Consider the following 15,026-nt stretch of genomic DNA (forward strand, 5'->3'; position numbering starts at 1 on the left):
TCAGTAGGTACAACTGATAATTAAAGAACGAAATGTACACTAGAGAAGCGGCCAGATGGCCCTTCTCTAGTCGTGTTTTGAAGGAGTCTTTCATGTTAGATTATTTATTGCAGATTATCCCAACCATCGCTGATGGTTTAAAGGTAACCGTATCGCTATTCTGTATTGTATGGATTTTATCTATTCCTGGCGGCATTTTAATGGCTATGTTACGCCTATCTAAATTGCCTTTAGTAGATAAGCTTGTCGATGCTTTCGTATATTTAATGCGGGGCACACCGTTGATGCTACAAATTTTATTCGTCTATTATGCATTACCAATCATCACAGACGGTGCCATTCAAATGGATGATGCGACGGCAGCAGTTCTTACCTTCGTATTAAACTACGCAGCTTATTTATGTGAGATTTTCCGTGGGGGCATTCAATCTATCTCTCGAGGTCAGTACGAAGGGGCGAAGGTGCTTGGTTTTACCTATGCACAAACTATGCGTAAGATCATTTTGCCACAAATGTTTAAACGTGTATTGCCTCCTCTTGCGAATGAGACGATTAACTTATTGAAAGATACATCTCTTGTATATGTATTAGCGATGAATGATATCTTGCGTATTACAAAATCTATCGTACAACGTGACTTTGATATTTCTGCATTCCTCGTGGCAGCATTATTCTACTTGATCTTTACCTTTATTTTAACGAATATCTTCAACTACTTAGAACGAAGATTTGCTGTATACGAAGATTAATCTAATTCTATGATAGTTTGTCGTATGTAATGATGTAGCTAGTTTTATAGGTGAGATACTTTTATTTGATGCTATAGATGCGATTTTGTAGATGAGATATCTTTACTTGAGGTGCTGGTTATATACTTAATATGACGACGTAAGAGGTACTTATGACATTTGTAAATATGGAGCGTATTGAAAAACGCTTTAATAATCAATCAGTATTGCGCGATGTGTCGCTTAAAATGAATAGAGGAGAAATCGTTTCTATTATTGGACCTTCTGGTTCAGGTAAATCCACATTTTTACGCTGCTTGGGCCAGTTAGAAACGATTGATGGAGGCTCTATTACCGTTGATGGTACGGTTCTTGCTAGTACTGAAAATGGGGTTGTAAAATATGCTTCTCCTCAAACTCAGCATGAATTATTGCTTCGTATGGGGATGGTATTTCAATCTTTCAACTTGTTCCCGCATATGACGGTATTAGATAATATTATGATTGCTCCACGTATGGTAAAAGGTATGAAAGATGATGAAATCTCACCGATTGCGGAGCAACTACTCAATAAAGTAGGGTTATGGGAAAAACGTAATATGTATCCATCTCGCTTGTCTGGTGGTCAGCAACAGCGTGTAGCTATTGCTCGTGCGCTAGCGATGAATCCTGAAATTATGCTCTTTGATGAACCTACATCTGCTCTCGATCCAGAGCTTACTGGTGAGGTTCTTAAGACGATTAAACAATTGGCGGACGATCACATGACGATGATTATCGTAACTCATGAAATGAACTTTGCTCGAGAAGTATCGGATCGTGTTATCTTTATGGCTGATGGTGTTATCCAAGAAGAAGGAACACCAGAACAAATTTTTAATCATCCGCAGAACGAAAGAACGAAAGCGTTCTTGGATAATATGTTATAGGAGGTTCTATGAAGTTACGTTTATTTGCGGCAACCTTAGCTGTCATGGCTTTGGGAACGACTTCTATTATGGCGGAAGGTTTACAGAAGACACCTGATACACCTTTATCTATTGTGGAATCTCAGAAGGATTCCGCATCTATTTTGCCAGAACAATACAAATCCTATGCTACTAAGATGAACACGGTGGTGAAGGATTACAAAAATGGTTATATGTTCTCGATTCCTTGGCGTGTAGCTGATGGTGTTATGCTAGATATGGATGTGCGTAGTGAAAGCGAACATATTCAAGGGTATTCCTTTAATTTAGCGGGCCCTACGCAAGAGGATTCCTATACAGTATCTTTTACTAAGCGCAATAATACACCGCAAGAAGGAGTATCTCAAAAAGAATGGAATACAACTTGGTATGGTGTACCTATTAAGGGCATGTCTAATGAGGAGTATTTGAATATTTGGCGCCAACATAGCAATAACTTTGAGCATAACGATATTGTTGGTGGGTTCTTTACTAAGAAAGGTGCAGTTTCCGCACGCTGGGATAAGAGTACACCAAAATCTTATGCGGACATGACATCTACAGAGCCGGTTCAGTCTGTATTTGAAGCAGAATTTATCATGGAAAAAGATCCAACTCATCGGTACAATTTGTCTAGCACCTATGCTCCTGTTCGTGCAGAGTTTATGGAGCTAGGTTTGATGGAGCATACAATCCCATCCTTTGAATTGATCAATAAGCGCGGTTCTAATGCTATTAAAGGGGTAAAAAAAATATTAACCGGCACAAGCGATATCAGTGTTGCAGAAGGCATCAAATTTACCTATCCGAAAGGCTTTACCCGTCTTAATGAAAAGGGGAAGATTGCTTTCACTAAACATAATGTACGCCTCGACATTGAGTCCTTTACAATTCCAGTACAAGCTGTTAGCTCCGGCATGCCAACTATGATGGCTAAGCAGATGCTTGGTGATTATTATCTTAAACAATTGGTTGATGTGAACAAGGCCACGATTACTCGTTATGAAACGCATATCATTGACGGTAATGTGATGTTCTATTTGGCGGGCCATATGAAAAATCCAAATACGTCTGATACATCTGTAGCGGAACCAGTATCCTTTGGCGCAACGATTATTCTTGGCAATGAAGGTAATGTGGCAGTAGCTCGAATGATTGGTCCATCCGGTAGTAATCTTGCTACTCAGGAACTTATAGATATATTAGATGGCTTTAAATTGACGACTACACTCAATACAAACCAATCGTCTCAAGTTCTTTAATATACGCATAATATTCTTTTATTTGTATAATTCTGTACGATTTGTGCTATAATGTAATAAATCCTCAGAAAAAAGAGGAGTTTTCCTTGATGGTCTAGAATATATTAGTATAGGCTAAACGATATTTGATCATATCCCCTTTGAGGGATTAGGAATAGGAGGGGTTATTATGGTTACCTACAAAACTATTGTCGTACCTACTGATGGTTCTGAAAATGCTAAACGTGCGTTGGAACATGCTCTCGCTGTAGCGGATCGCAACCAAGCTGAATTGATTGTTGTTCACGTTGCAAATATTGTGTCTGCTATTTCCAATTTTGATCAAACACCAATTTCTGGTGGATACGTATCTGAGCAAATTGCTGAGGATATGGAAGAAACTGGTAAGGAAATTCTTAATGATGTAGTGAAAGAAATTCCTGCAGGCGTAAAAGTTAAAAGTGTTTTCGAAGTTGGCTCCCCTGGTCCTGCACTACTTGCAGTGGCAAAAAAATACAATGCTGATCTCATCGTAATGGGTAGCCGTGGTCTTGGCCCTTTGAAAGGCTTATTCATGGGTAGCGTAAGTAGCTATGTAACTAGCCACTCCACTTGCCCTGTATTAATCATTAAATAATTTATATCTTATATAGATATGATAAAAAAAGAGACTTTGGTTTCTCAAAGTCTCTTTTTTATGTTAAAAATGATATAATGTTTATATGTATGCCATACATATTGGCGTTATACGTTAAGACGTATCGATTAGTGACACAGAAGAGCTACAAAAAAGAATGGATAGGATTGAAAAAGGGGGATTATATGACCGACAAACAAGAATCATTGCTGAAGCTAGCAGAACTGTTTAAAATCTTGGGTGATCCTACACGCCTTAAAATAGTAGAGCTATTACTAGAAAATGAAATGTGTGTTAATCACATTGCAGAAACCATGGAGATGGGACAATCTGCTATTTCTCATCAATTGCGTGTATTGCGTCAAGCACGCCTTGTTACATATCGTAAAGATGGGAAAACAGCATACTATTCTCTAAACGATGATCATGTTGAATGTTTAGTTCGCATGGGGATGGAACACGTAGCTCATCAATAATTACATTTTGGTATCATGAACACATTTCGTCCTATTTAGGAGGGAATGTGTTTTTATATTTAATATAATGGGAAAAGATAGTAAGCAATTGTTACAAATAATGGCATTGTTATAGCTGATAGAATAGTTGTGCCCATAACGATTTGGGTAGCGTATTCTGGGTTGTTTTTCATTTCAATAGCGATGAGTGACATATTAATAGCCGTTGGTACGCTATAGGTTATAATGATGGTTTGTGCCGCTATTGGATGCATAGGGCCGTAGAACATAATGAATAGTATGGTAATACCAGCTGCTATGAGTGGGCTCACAATGAGTCGTAATGTGGTAGCAAGCATGACATCTATCTTAAAGAAGTTTAGTGGTGTTCTGTTAATTTGCACACCTAAGGCAATCATAGCGACGCCAACGAAGGCATTGGCAAATATATTGAGCGGTGCAAAGAAGAAGAGGCCGTGCAAATCAAAAGGGAGTAGGTGGCAAAGTAGTGCCAGTGGAATGGCATATATCATGGGCATGTGAAATACGACTTTTAGTGCATCCTGAGGGGTTAATCGTCCTGCTCCCGCTTGGTAGAAACCGTAGGTATTACTGCTAATAGTTTGGATAATCATGATAGATACAACACTCACTAAACCTAGATTAGCATAGGGTGTAGCACCATCGATGACGTAGGGAATGTTAGTAAATACAAAGATGGCAAGAGCGACACCCATGTTCCCAACATTATTGAACATGACGCAGTTTTTCAGAGTTGCAATCTTAGCCACATCATAACCTTGCATCTTTCCTACTACATCTGAAAGAATGGAGTTTAGTATGAGTACACAAAGCGCACAGAATACAATTTCCAAGGTACCTGAGTTAAGTTTGGCTTCGTACATCGCTCGAAATATAAAGGTGGGCAGCAGTATATAAAAGTTTAGTTTACTCAGTGTATATAGATCGAGTTTAAATTTTCTATCTAATACAAATCCTACCCCTATAAGTACTAGGATAGGTACCATAGAGTTTATAAAGATATGGCCTACTAATTCGAATAGATTCATCATCTCACCTAGAGTTTCTCATTAATATAAAGGCATAGTTTTAATGTATCATATAAATATAAAGCAAATATACAGTTATCTTATATAAGTTAAAAGTGAATAAGCATTATAGAATGTGCTTATTCTTTATAATATTATCATACCATAGTATGTATTTTTTGGGATTTAAAAAATTATTGATTATGATTACTTATCATAATCATCAGAAATATCTATGCAATATGTGTTTTTGGATATACGACTTTAGCTATCGATTTATAGTATAATATGAATATATTGTATATTTTAGTTTAGTGTTAGATTATGTATCTCTAGGGTGAGTAAGCATAGCTTTATAGCATGGGTCATAAGGGATACACAGGAGGAATTATGAAACGAATTTTATTAGTGTTAATGAGCGTTTTCATGCTTGCCTTTTTAGTTGGTTGTGGTAATGATGCAAGTAAACAAGCTGAGTCGGCTAAACCAAGTACATCGGAAAAGATTACTGTACAAGCTGCAGCGAGTCTTAAAGGTGCTCTTACCGAATTGGCAGATGCATACAAAAAAAGCCATAACTTAGCAGATGATCAAATTGCTATTAATTTTGCTGGCTCTGGTACATTACGTCAACAAATCGAACAAGGTGCGCCAGCTAGTCTGTTCATTTCTGCTGACGAAAAAAACATGAAAATGTTACAAGAGAAAGACTTAGTAACTGACGTAAAACCATTTGTAACTAACGAACTCGTTCTTGTAGTTCCAAAAGGCCAACCTAAAGTTGAATTAAATCAAATCGCTTCCGTAAAACGTATCGTGTTAGGTAACCCTGAAACAGTACCAGCTGGTAACTATGGTAAACAGGTATTAACAAAACTAGGCGTTTGGGAACAAGTAGAACCTAATGTAGTGTATGCGAAAGACGTTAAAGCTGTAACCGCTTCCATTAGCCAAGGTGCTGGTGATGTTGGTTTCATCTACAAAACTGATGCTATTGCAGCGGGTGATGCCGTTGAAATCTCTGCTGTAACACCTGCTGACTCTCATGATCCAGTTATCTATCCAATCGGTATTATCAAAAAATATGACAACGCATTGGCAAAAGACTTCTACCAATACGTAATGAGCCCAGAAGGCCAAAAAGTATTAGAAAAATACGGTTTCTCTACTTCTAAATAAGAGTAAAACGCTAGCTTTCAGGGCTAGCGTTTTCTTATGATACAATAGAGACATTATTGGTATTACTAATAACATTATTTCTAAGGGTATGCTATTTTTAACTGTATGTAATTTCTAGCTCATTTGTAGTGATGACTGTTAAATAATCTAGTATATGATATGATTTTAGGCATATAATTTGCTTAAAAATATTTTGGGACTAATGGATATAGCACATATTGTAGAGTTGTTGTGTATAGAAAGGGGGCGTGACATGAGTCCATTATGGCTATCACTATGGGTAGCAAGTATAGCTCTTATCATAGTGATTGTAAGTGGTTTAGCCGCATGTTATTGGATGAATCGCTGTAAATGGAGTGGCATGGCTATTATTGATGCACTTATTACCTTGCCGCTTGTATTGCCACCAGTTGTTGTTGGCTTTGCTCTTCTCATGGTGTTTACGCCAGGCTATGCCTTTGGCGCATGGCTTGAGGCGCATGGGATGAGCGTTGTGTTTGCCGCATCTGGGGCGGTGGTAGCATCTTCAGTTATTGCGTTTCCATTATTTTATCAGACGGTGCGTTCTGCATTACAATCTGTCGATCATAATATGGAGGACGTAGCGCGCACATTGGGTGCTTCAGAGTTACGTATCTTTTTTACTATTTCTGTACCACTCGCTTGGAAAGGCATTTTGACGGGCAGTATTTTAGCATTTTGTCGTGCTATGGGCGAATTTGGAGCTACAATCTTGATTGCCGGTAATATTCCACGGGTAACACGCACCATGCCACTTGCTATCTACTCTTATGTAGAGGCAGGGCAGTACATGGATGCCTTTGAATTAGTTATATATATATGTGTTCTTACATTGGCATTGTTGAGCGGGATTCACCTCATCACAAAGGGGTCCTTGTTCCGGCACATTGATAATAATTAGGAGGTCCGATGATTACATTTTCCTTTACCGTAGCTAGACCTTCTGTGACTGTGAAAGCCGATGGTGTATTTTCTTCTGGTATTACCGTGTTAACAGGCCAATCTGGCAGTGGTAAAAGTACATTTATTAAGTGCATTGCAGGTCTTGTGAAACCGACTACAGGTAGCATTCAATATGATGAAACTATATGGGTTGATCGCGACAAAAAAATCTGGGTACCTGCTCAAGAACGTCAAGTTGGCTATATGCCACAAGGTAATATCGTATTTCCACATTTATCGGTGGAACATAATATTACCTATAGTAAACGAGGCACGTCAGAGATGTGTGACAGCTTATTAAAACGCTTAGGCCTTGAGAAATATCGTAAAACGAAAGCAGGTAGCTTGTCTGGTGGTGAGCAGCAACGCGTTGCATTGGGGCGTGCTCTTTACTCTAAACCAACCATCTTGCTTCTTGATGAACCATTATCTGCACTAGACTGGAATTTACGTAAGCATGTTCGAGAGGATCTTGTTTCCATTATTCGCGAATGGGATGTGCCATGTGTATGGGTTACCCATGATGAAAGCGAAGCCGAAATGGTTGGAAATCGGCACTGGACCTGTGAAGATGGGCTTATAGTAAGGTGTTAGCAGTTTTACTTATGAATCCAACGATGGATGTTACGATAAATGCTATTGTAAAGGCTGGTAGTGTTGCACCTATGGAGCTTTCACTATGCAACATATAATGGTATAAACCTACGGCTATAGCCCAAATCAACCCGCGAACTAGATAAGCCGATAGCGTTTGCACTTGTTGGCGATTGACAAAATAGTCTGCCAACAAGATGGCAATCATTGGAGCAAAGACGGATCCGATGAGATATAGGAATTCTGTAATATCGTCCATCGGATATAGGATGGCTGCAATGGCGCCGACAATGGTTACGATAACAGCTACGCCTTTACTAGATGCTCCATTATAGATAGTCGTACTAGATACGCCAGCTGAGTAAGCGTCCATGAAGGTCGTAGTTACAGTGGAGAAGATAATGACGATGAGTCCTGCAAGACCAAGGCCTGCGTTCATCATAATAGTAATGATAGAGTCCCCACCGCCGAAGATCGCCGCGCTAAGGCCCAAGGTGTACATGGCGACACTCGTTACCGTGTAGATGGTAGCACTTGTTAGTGATGCGGAGAAAGGGCTTTTGCTTTCACGAGTATAATCACTGATGAGAGGTAGCCAAGACAGTGGTATAGCGATTGATAGCTCAAGGGCTGCTATAAAGCTCATATTGCCATTAGTCATGAAGCTACTGTCACTAGGCCATTGAGAAATCATGTGAACTCCCATGTAGAGTGTGAGGCCTAGTAATAAAACAGATACGATAGCTTGAATATAGCCTGTATTGTGGAGACCGATGAAGAGCCATAAAATGACGAGCGCCCCAATAGCAATAGTCCAAATCATAGGAGATAGGGGCGCCAGCTCTTGTAAGGCAAGCATAGCATCGTAAATCATGATACTAGTCCAACCGATTAGTTGGATCATATTTAAAAAGGCAAAGCCCTTTGCCCCTAAGGGACCAAAGCTAAAGGCTGTCGTGTTCATACTGCCTTGCCGCAAACGGCCACCGATGAGTCCTGCTCCAAAGAGCAGAATACCGCCGATGATATGGCCTAAGATGATGGCATATAGTCCTTGAGTGAGGCCTAAGGGTGCCAGATAGGTGCCGGTCATAATCTCCGCTATAGATAGGGCGGCACCAAACCATATCATGGCGAACTGTGGTTGTGTAATGTGTGTATCTGTCATACGTCCTCCTTGCCAGGAAGTCATAGAAAAAGCCGAGCTCATGGGAACTCGGCTTTTAATCCTCTATGTTCCCTACGTTGGCATTATCCAAATCAGGTTATGGGTTAAAGCATTAGCTTACTCTCAGCCCACTCGTGTGAGCACCCCGTTATGGCTTCATTATACGAGGTGGTGGGAGAACCGTCAATTCTTTTGTTGCATAGATTGTATAATGATGTTATAACTAGAGTATAAAAATATATGGCCACTAGGGGTGCTTTTGCTGAGATTGATCATTCAAAACCCTAGACCTGATCCAGATAATACTGGCGTAGGGAAGTGGAATGAAACATAATACCAAACTATTACGAGACCATTCCATTTGAGGTGGTCTCATTTTTTATTTAGTTGGAGGTATTATGAAAAAACTGATTATTGCTAGTATATGTGTGGCCTTGGGTGTCGTCTTATCGACTACGTCGATTCCGATTGGGCCTGCTCGAATTTTTCCATTTCAACATATGATAAATGTGATTTTAGCCGTTGTAGTAGGGACGAGATTCTCTGTAGGTGCCGCCTTTAGTACCTCTTGTTTACGTAATGTACTAGCGCTAGGTTCTCCCTTAGCCTTTCCAGGCAGTATGATTGGCGCTTGGTTATCTGCGTATCTATATAAGAAGTACAATGCCATATGGGCGGCGGCTTTAGGAGAAATCATAGGTACAGGTCTTCTCGGGGCTCTTATTAGCTATCCAATTGCTAACTTCTTACTAGGTAAACCGTTGGCGTTGTTGACTTTGATTACATCCTTCTCCATGAGCTCTATTAGCGGAGCTTGTATTGGCTTCGTGGTATTACAAATCTTATCTCGACGTAATTTGTTACATAAGGAGGCATAATGAAACTACATACAGCATTAACAATTGCCGGTACCGACCCTAGTGGTGGCGCTGGCATTATGGCCGATCTAAAATCCTTCCAAAGCCGCCATGTATATGGTATGGCAGTGGTTACCTCCGTAGTAGCCCAAAATACAACAGGGGTTCACCACGTAGAACACCTATCGCTAGAAAGCATAGAAAAACAGTTACACGATGTATATTCAGATATTCTTCCTCAAGCCGTTAAGACAGGTATGATTGCTTTACCAGAGATGATGGATCTCATCTATCCTTATGTGAGTAAGAACATCCCTTATGTGATGGATCCAGTTATGATTGCCACCAGCGGTGATCGACTTGTATCGGATGAGGCCGTCGATTTCTTAAAATCTAAACTCATTCCGGTCGCTACAGTTATTACACCTAATCGTAGCGAGGCAGAGGTGTTAGCGGATATGTCTATCTCTTGTGAAAGTGACATTACAACAGCAGCTAAGCGTATTTTACATGAATTAGGACCTCGAGTGGTTATTATAAAAGGCGGCCATATTGGAGATGATGCTACGGATTATGCTTTCACCAAAGATGGAGATGTGCGTACGTGGACAAGTCCTAAATATGATACTGTTCATACTCACGGTACGGGTTGCACCTTCTCGGCGGTTATTACGGCAGAGCTCGCCAAAGGGCGTGATGTAATGGATGCAATTGGCATTGCAAAGAACTATATTTCCCTTGCGATTAAGCATAATCCAGCACTTGGAAATGGCTGTGGACCTGTTAATCATATGGCTTATGGGTTATTGGTAAATGGCCCTCAAACGATGGATGAACTTTTGAAAAATGACTAGAGGAGATAGTTATATGACCTACAACAATCCAAATATAAATGGTTCAAATTGGTCCGAACTGAATATATTAGAGTCTCTACGCAAAAAAAATCCTCTTGTTATTTGTATTACCAATGATGTGGTGCGGACCTTTACAGCTAACGGTTTGCTAGCCATCGGTGCATCACCCGTGATGAGTGAGTGTAGCGAAGACTTAAAAGACCTTATCGTTCATGCTTCTGCACTGCTCATCAATATTGGGACCGTTACACCAGATAAGGTTACTTATTACAAAGAGGCTGTTAAATTAGCGAAGGCTCATGAGGTACCCATTATACTAGACCCTGTGGGTTGTCACGCCGGGGCTTATCGATTATCTGTTGTTTTAGACTTGATTAAAACTGGTGCTATTTCGTTGCTACGAGGGAACCAAAGTGAAATTAAAGCCATCTATGATGCTCTTAATACAAATCATAAGATTGATAGTTCTCTTTCGGGTAAGGGTGTAGATGGAGAACAAGTTGAGGATAGCGCAATTATAACGTATCGTCTTGCACGCCAAATTAACTGTCCTGTCGTCGCAACGGGGGAAGAGGACTACGTTTCTGATGGAACTCGCGTATTTGCAGTTCCTCATGGTCACTCAATCATGACAGCGGTAACAGGGACCGGCTGTCTATTAGGAGCTGTCTTAGCTGCATTCTTTAGTTCCTATTATCCATTTATGGATAACCTGTCTATCGGTGAGTTTCTTGCGTATGCACTGGCTTACTATGGACTTGCTGGTGAAAGTGCGGTTAAGGTGAGCGGTGTAAAACCTGGCATCTTTAGTGTGGCATTTATGGATGCCTTATATGAATTCGATGATGCGATGCTTTTATCTAAAAATCGAATACGCCCCGTAGTTGTACCTGATCAATTAAAGGTATATTTTATTAGTGGTACACAGGATGTAGGATTTAATGAAAGACATTTATTGGACACTGTTGAAGCTGCTTGTCGGGGTGGCGTTACATGCTTTCAGTTTAGAGAGAAGGGCATAGGAACATTAGAAGGACAACAGAAACTAGAATTAGCTCAGCAGTTAAAAGAAATTTGTGCCGTGTATAATGTGCTTTATATTATTAATGACGATGTAGACTTAGCAGTGGCTGTTAATGCTGATGGTGTTCACGTAGGACAAGAGGATATGCGTTTAGAAGACGTTCGTAATCTTGTAGGAAATAAGGTTGTTGGTATATCCATTCATTCTGTGGAGGAACTTCATAAGACTGATGTAGTGTATGCAGATTGTGTCGGTGTAGGTCCTATGTATGCTACAAGTAGCAAACCTGATGCACAAGAGCCATGCGGACCAGATTGTATTACTGAGTTACGAGCAGAAGGCTTAACATTACCTTGTGTTGGTATAGGTGGGATTACGTTAGCTAACGCAACGCCTGTTTTGCAAGCTGGTGCCAGTGGAGTAGCCGTAATATCTGCTATTGCTCATGCAGATAATCCATATGAAGCAGCAGAAGAATTTAAAAATTTAGTAGATAAAATAAAAATCTAGCAAAAGAATGCAAAAAAAGACGATGACAAATGTCATCGTCTTTTTGTTAAGGAAGTTGTCAGTACTTACTGTAAGTTTAGATTGTACTTACAGGTATAGTTTTATTAAAATCTGTACTTACAGGTTATTAATCTAGTTAGTGTCGTACTTATAGATTAGATGGATTCAACGAAACGGTGGAAGAAAGCTTGTGGGTGTGCACATACAGGGCAAACTTTTGGAGCTTCTTCACCAACGTGTACGTAACCGCAGTTAGCACAGATCCAAGCTACTGGTTCGTCATTGTGGAATACTTTGTTACCGGATACTTGAGCTGCTAATGCAAGGTAACGAGCTTCATGACGAGCTTCGATTTTACCAACTTCGCGCATTTGGAAAGCGATTTTAGCAAAGCCTTCTTTTTCAGCTTCGTCAGCGAATTCTTTGTACATTGTAGTATGTTCGTAGTTTTCACCAGCTGCTGCATCGCGAAGGTTAGCTTCGATATCAGCGGAAATATCGCCACCATGAAGAGCTTTGAACCACAATTTAGCATGTGCAGATTCGTTGTGAGCTGTTTCTTCGAAATAGTCAGCGATTTCGTTCATGCCAGCTTTACGAGCTGCACTAGCGTAGAATGTATATTTTTGGAATGCTTGGGATTCGCCAGCAAATGCTGCTTGAAGATTTTTTTCAGTGTTAGAACCTTTTAATTCTGCCATTTTAATACTCCTTTGTACTTACGATAATTTTCAAAATTGTTACTTAACGTATATATTCATAACCACTTGGTTGTGAATGCAATGGAATAGAATACTTATTCTATCAATTTCGAGGGCGACTTCGCCTTAGTAAGAAAACTTATTCTTAGATTAAATAGACACTTGCTTAACTCTTAAAATAGTACTTACTTATTTGTGTGTTTCGGCACTTGCCGTCTTAACAGTTTTATATACAATGTGTTATCCGTACACTTAACGAATAATCATTGTTGACTATATTGTAACATACTAAATGAGAAATGCAAGTCTTTTTGTAAAATTTATTTCGAAAATTTTCTAAATGATAAATATTATCAATGTAGTAAAAATGTGGGTTTATAAAGATTGAATAGTATGGGATTTATAAAAAATCTTTATTTTGATATTGAGAATGATAACTAAATGAAAAATCATTATTGTTTAGTTATTAATGTTGATTTCTTTAGATGCACTAATATTTCCCTATAAAATATAATGATTAAGATAAACATTTTTGTGATCTTTTGGTGATTATATAATACTATTTTTCTTGTGTTATGGTTTTAATTATAAGAACAGCAGACATATCAAATCTGTACATTATATATTTAGGGCGAAAATTTTATGGTTATGTAATAGACGATTGAACTATAGAATCAGGATATATTTATAGAATCAACTATTTTATGTATAATAAATATATAAATACTGACAGAAGTTAAAGGAGGCGCTATGGCATTTGTTAGATATTACGTAGGCGATGTAGTGAAGATGAAAAAATCACATCCTTGCGGCAGTGATGAGTGGGAAGTTAAGCGAATCGGCACAGACTTTCTCATCGTATGTAATGGATGTGGTCATCAACTCTTGATGCCGCGCCCTAAATTTGAGAAGGCTGTTAAGAAAATCATCTCTCGATTGCCGGAAAATGAGTAAGGAGGGATTATGGTACGACTTACTGATTATGTGACAAGTGGAGGCTGCACGTGTAAGATTGGGCCTCATATATTAAACCGTGTGCTGAAAGCTGTAACACCCGTTACTAACGAACATGTTCTCGCAGATATGACTGGTGCCGATGATGCAGGTGTATATCAAATCTCGGATACCTTTGCATTGGTGCAAACCTTAGATTTCTTTACACCTATGGTTAATGATCCTGGTTTATTCGGTAAAATTGCAGCTGCTAATGCGCTAAGCGATGTGTATGCTATGGGTGGAACTCCTTTAACAGCGATGAATATCGTAGGCTTTCCGGTTCCTCTCGTCGAGCAAGGTGTTTTGACGGATGTGTTAAATGGGGCTGGTTCGATTGTAGCCGAGGCTGGTGCAGCCATCGTAGGTGGACACAGCATTGAAAATAAGGAACCTATCTTTGGGATGTCTGTGACTGGTCAAGTAAATCCCCATCAGATTTGGAAAAATAAAGGTGCTCAAGTAGGGGACGTGTTGGTGCTAACAAAACGCATTGGTACAGGTATTATGAATAATGCGTTGAAAGCAGATTTATTCCCTGTAGGCACGGAACAGGCCGTCACTAGTATGAGTACTTTAAATCGTGTAGCGGCTGAGGTGGCGCATAACTTTACAGTTCATGCTTGTACAGATGTTACAGGCTTTAGCCTCATGGGACACTCCGTAGAAATGGCGAGTGCTTCTAATGTGACGATTCATATTAAAGTTTACGACATCCCTCTTTTTGATGATGTCATCGAGGCGGCTCAAATGGGGTTAATTCCGGCTGCATCTTATGGTAATCGCAAGGCTATAACTGAAGTACAAGTTGATGAGGACTTGGATCCTATATGGTCGGATATTGTATTTGATCCTCAAACCTCTGGTGGGTTACTATTCTCTGTTCCTGCTAGCGAAGGTGAGCCGCTTGTTCAGGCCTTTCATAAGGCGGGTATTGACTGTGCTGCTATTGTGGGTACTGTTGAAAGCTTCAGTGGTTTAGCGGTACGCGTTACAGAATAAAATTATAAAAATCAGGTCTATACTATTGAGGATAGATATTTAATTAAATTATTATTAGCTGATAGCTGATAGCTGATAGCTGATAGCTGATAGCTGATAGCTGATAGCTGATAGCTGATACTTT

Annotated in this window: 16 protein-coding genes and 2 riboswitches; of the genes, 13 read left to right on the forward strand and 3 right to left on the reverse strand. The window is 39.6% G+C overall.

Going from position 1 to position 15,026, the window contains the following annotated elements:
• The first annotated feature begins 92 nt into the window (after positions 1 to 92).
• The 5 genes from DWV85_RS07160 (at position 93) to DWV85_RS07180 (ending at position 4,029) form a co-directional block, all read left to right on the forward strand.
• Positions 93 to 749 (forward strand): amino acid ABC transporter permease, encoded by a 657-nt coding sequence (locus DWV85_RS07160; RefSeq protein WP_004693858.1) that lies wholly within the window; start codon positions 93 to 95, stop codon positions 747 to 749.
• Between the two features lie 152 nt (positions 750 to 901).
• On the forward strand, positions 902 to 1,657 hold the full coding sequence (locus DWV85_RS07165) for an amino acid ABC transporter ATP-binding protein (RefSeq protein WP_004693856.1): 756 nt from the start codon (positions 902 to 904) through the stop codon (positions 1,655 to 1,657).
• 8 nt (positions 1,658 to 1,665) lie between these two features.
• The gene (locus DWV85_RS07170) at positions 1,666 to 2,937 is read left to right on the forward strand and encodes a hypothetical protein (protein WP_105086946.1); all 1,272 of its coding nucleotides are present in this window, start codon (positions 1,666 to 1,668) and stop codon (positions 2,935 to 2,937) included.
• 169 nt (positions 2,938 to 3,106) lie between these two features.
• Positions 3,107 to 3,553 carry a universal stress protein gene (locus tag DWV85_RS07175; protein ID WP_004693853.1) on the forward strand — a complete coding sequence of 149 codons (447 nt, stop codon included), beginning with the start codon at positions 3,107 to 3,109 and terminating at the stop codon, positions 3,551 to 3,553.
• 185 nt (positions 3,554 to 3,738) lie between these two features.
• Positions 3,739 to 4,029, forward strand: a complete 291-nt coding sequence (locus DWV85_RS07180) for a metalloregulator ArsR/SmtB family transcription factor (RefSeq protein ID WP_004693850.1) — start codon at positions 3,739 to 3,741, stop codon at positions 4,027 to 4,029.
• Positions 4,030 to 4,088: 59 nt separating this feature from the next.
• On the opposite strand, the gene DWV85_RS07185 is transcribed toward DWV85_RS07180, so the two are convergent.
• Complete coding sequence (locus tag DWV85_RS07185; RefSeq protein WP_123138423.1) at positions 4,089 to 5,078, reverse strand: AEC family transporter; 990 nt, start codon at positions 5,076 to 5,078, stop codon at positions 4,089 to 4,091.
• 369 nt (positions 5,079 to 5,447) lie between these two features.
• Between DWV85_RS07185 and modA the strand changes: the two genes are divergently transcribed.
• From modA to DWV85_RS07200, 3 genes are all read left to right on the forward strand, one after another.
• Entirely contained in the window at positions 5,448 to 6,236 is a 789-nt protein-coding gene (gene modA, locus DWV85_RS07190) for a molybdate ABC transporter substrate-binding protein (RefSeq protein WP_021147729.1), read from the forward strand.
• A gap of 253 nt (positions 6,237 to 6,489) precedes the next feature.
• Positions 6,490 to 7,158 carry a molybdate ABC transporter permease subunit gene (gene modB, locus DWV85_RS07195; protein WP_039965370.1) on the forward strand — a complete coding sequence of 223 codons (669 nt, stop codon included), beginning with the start codon at positions 6,490 to 6,492 and terminating at the stop codon, positions 7,156 to 7,158.
• A gap of 8 nt (positions 7,159 to 7,166) precedes the next feature.
• Positions 7,167 to 7,793, forward strand: coding sequence for an ATP-binding cassette domain-containing protein (locus DWV85_RS07200; RefSeq protein WP_123138424.1), 627 nt, complete (start codon positions 7,167 to 7,169; stop codon positions 7,791 to 7,793).
• Here DWV85_RS07200 and cytX read toward each other — a convergent pair.
• Positions 7,777 to 8,961 (reverse strand): putative hydroxymethylpyrimidine transporter CytX, encoded by a 1,185-nt coding sequence (gene cytX / locus DWV85_RS07205; RefSeq protein ID WP_123138425.1) that lies wholly within the window; start codon positions 8,959 to 8,961, stop codon positions 7,777 to 7,779. The two genes, DWV85_RS07200 and cytX, sit on opposite strands and share 17 nt — an antisense overlap.
• Before the next feature lie 52 nt (positions 8,962 to 9,013).
• A riboswitch (TPP riboswitch) is annotated at positions 9,014 to 9,119 on the reverse strand.
• 81 nt (positions 9,120 to 9,200) lie between these two features.
• A riboswitch (TPP riboswitch) is annotated at positions 9,201 to 9,295 on the forward strand.
• Positions 9,296 to 9,359: 64 nt separating this feature from the next.
• Between cytX and thiW the strand changes: the two genes are divergently transcribed.
• Genes thiW through thiM form a run of 3 tightly spaced genes read left to right on the forward strand, consistent with a single transcriptional unit; the run spans position 9,360 to position 12,206 of the window.
• On the forward strand, positions 9,360 to 9,839 hold the full coding sequence (gene thiW / locus DWV85_RS07210) for an energy coupling factor transporter S component ThiW (RefSeq protein ID WP_123138426.1): 480 nt from the start codon (positions 9,360 to 9,362) through the stop codon (positions 9,837 to 9,839).
• Complete coding sequence (gene thiD, locus DWV85_RS07215) at positions 9,839 to 10,672, forward strand: bifunctional hydroxymethylpyrimidine kinase/phosphomethylpyrimidine kinase (RefSeq protein ID WP_004697995.1); 834 nt, start codon at positions 9,839 to 9,841, stop codon at positions 10,670 to 10,672. Before thiW ends, thiD begins: the two co-directional genes overlap by 1 nt.
• A 13-nt stretch (positions 10,673 to 10,685) precedes the next feature.
• Positions 10,686 to 12,206, forward strand: coding sequence for a hydroxyethylthiazole kinase (thiM, locus tag DWV85_RS07220; protein ID WP_123138427.1), 1,521 nt, complete (start codon positions 10,686 to 10,688; stop codon positions 12,204 to 12,206).
• A 155-nt stretch (positions 12,207 to 12,361) separates the two neighbouring features.
• On the opposite strand, the gene rbr is transcribed toward thiM, so the two are convergent.
• The gene (rbr, locus tag DWV85_RS07225) at positions 12,362 to 12,907 is read right to left on the reverse strand and encodes a rubrerythrin (RefSeq protein ID WP_004693830.1); all 546 of its coding nucleotides are present in this window, start codon (positions 12,905 to 12,907) and stop codon (positions 12,362 to 12,364) included.
• A gap of 750 nt (positions 12,908 to 13,657) precedes the next feature.
• On the opposite strand from rbr, the gene DWV85_RS07230 reads away from it, so the two are divergent.
• Positions 13,658 to 13,861: a DUF951 domain-containing protein gene (locus DWV85_RS07230; RefSeq protein WP_005387793.1), complete on the forward strand. Its 204-nt coding sequence runs from the start codon at positions 13,658 to 13,660 to the stop codon at positions 13,859 to 13,861.
• A 9-nt stretch (positions 13,862 to 13,870) separates the two neighbouring features.
• A complete protein-coding gene (selD, locus tag DWV85_RS07235; protein ID WP_123138428.1) occupies positions 13,871 to 14,902 on the forward strand; it encodes a selenide, water dikinase SelD in 1,032 nt (343 codons plus the stop codon).
• The last annotated feature ends 124 nt before the right edge of the window (positions 14,903 to 15,026 follow it).

The sequence above is a fragment of the Veillonella sp. AF13-2 genome, from assembly GCF_003603295.1.
In the GTDB taxonomy this organism is placed as follows: Bacteria; Bacillota; Negativicutes; order Veillonellales; family Veillonellaceae; genus Veillonella; species Veillonella parvula_E.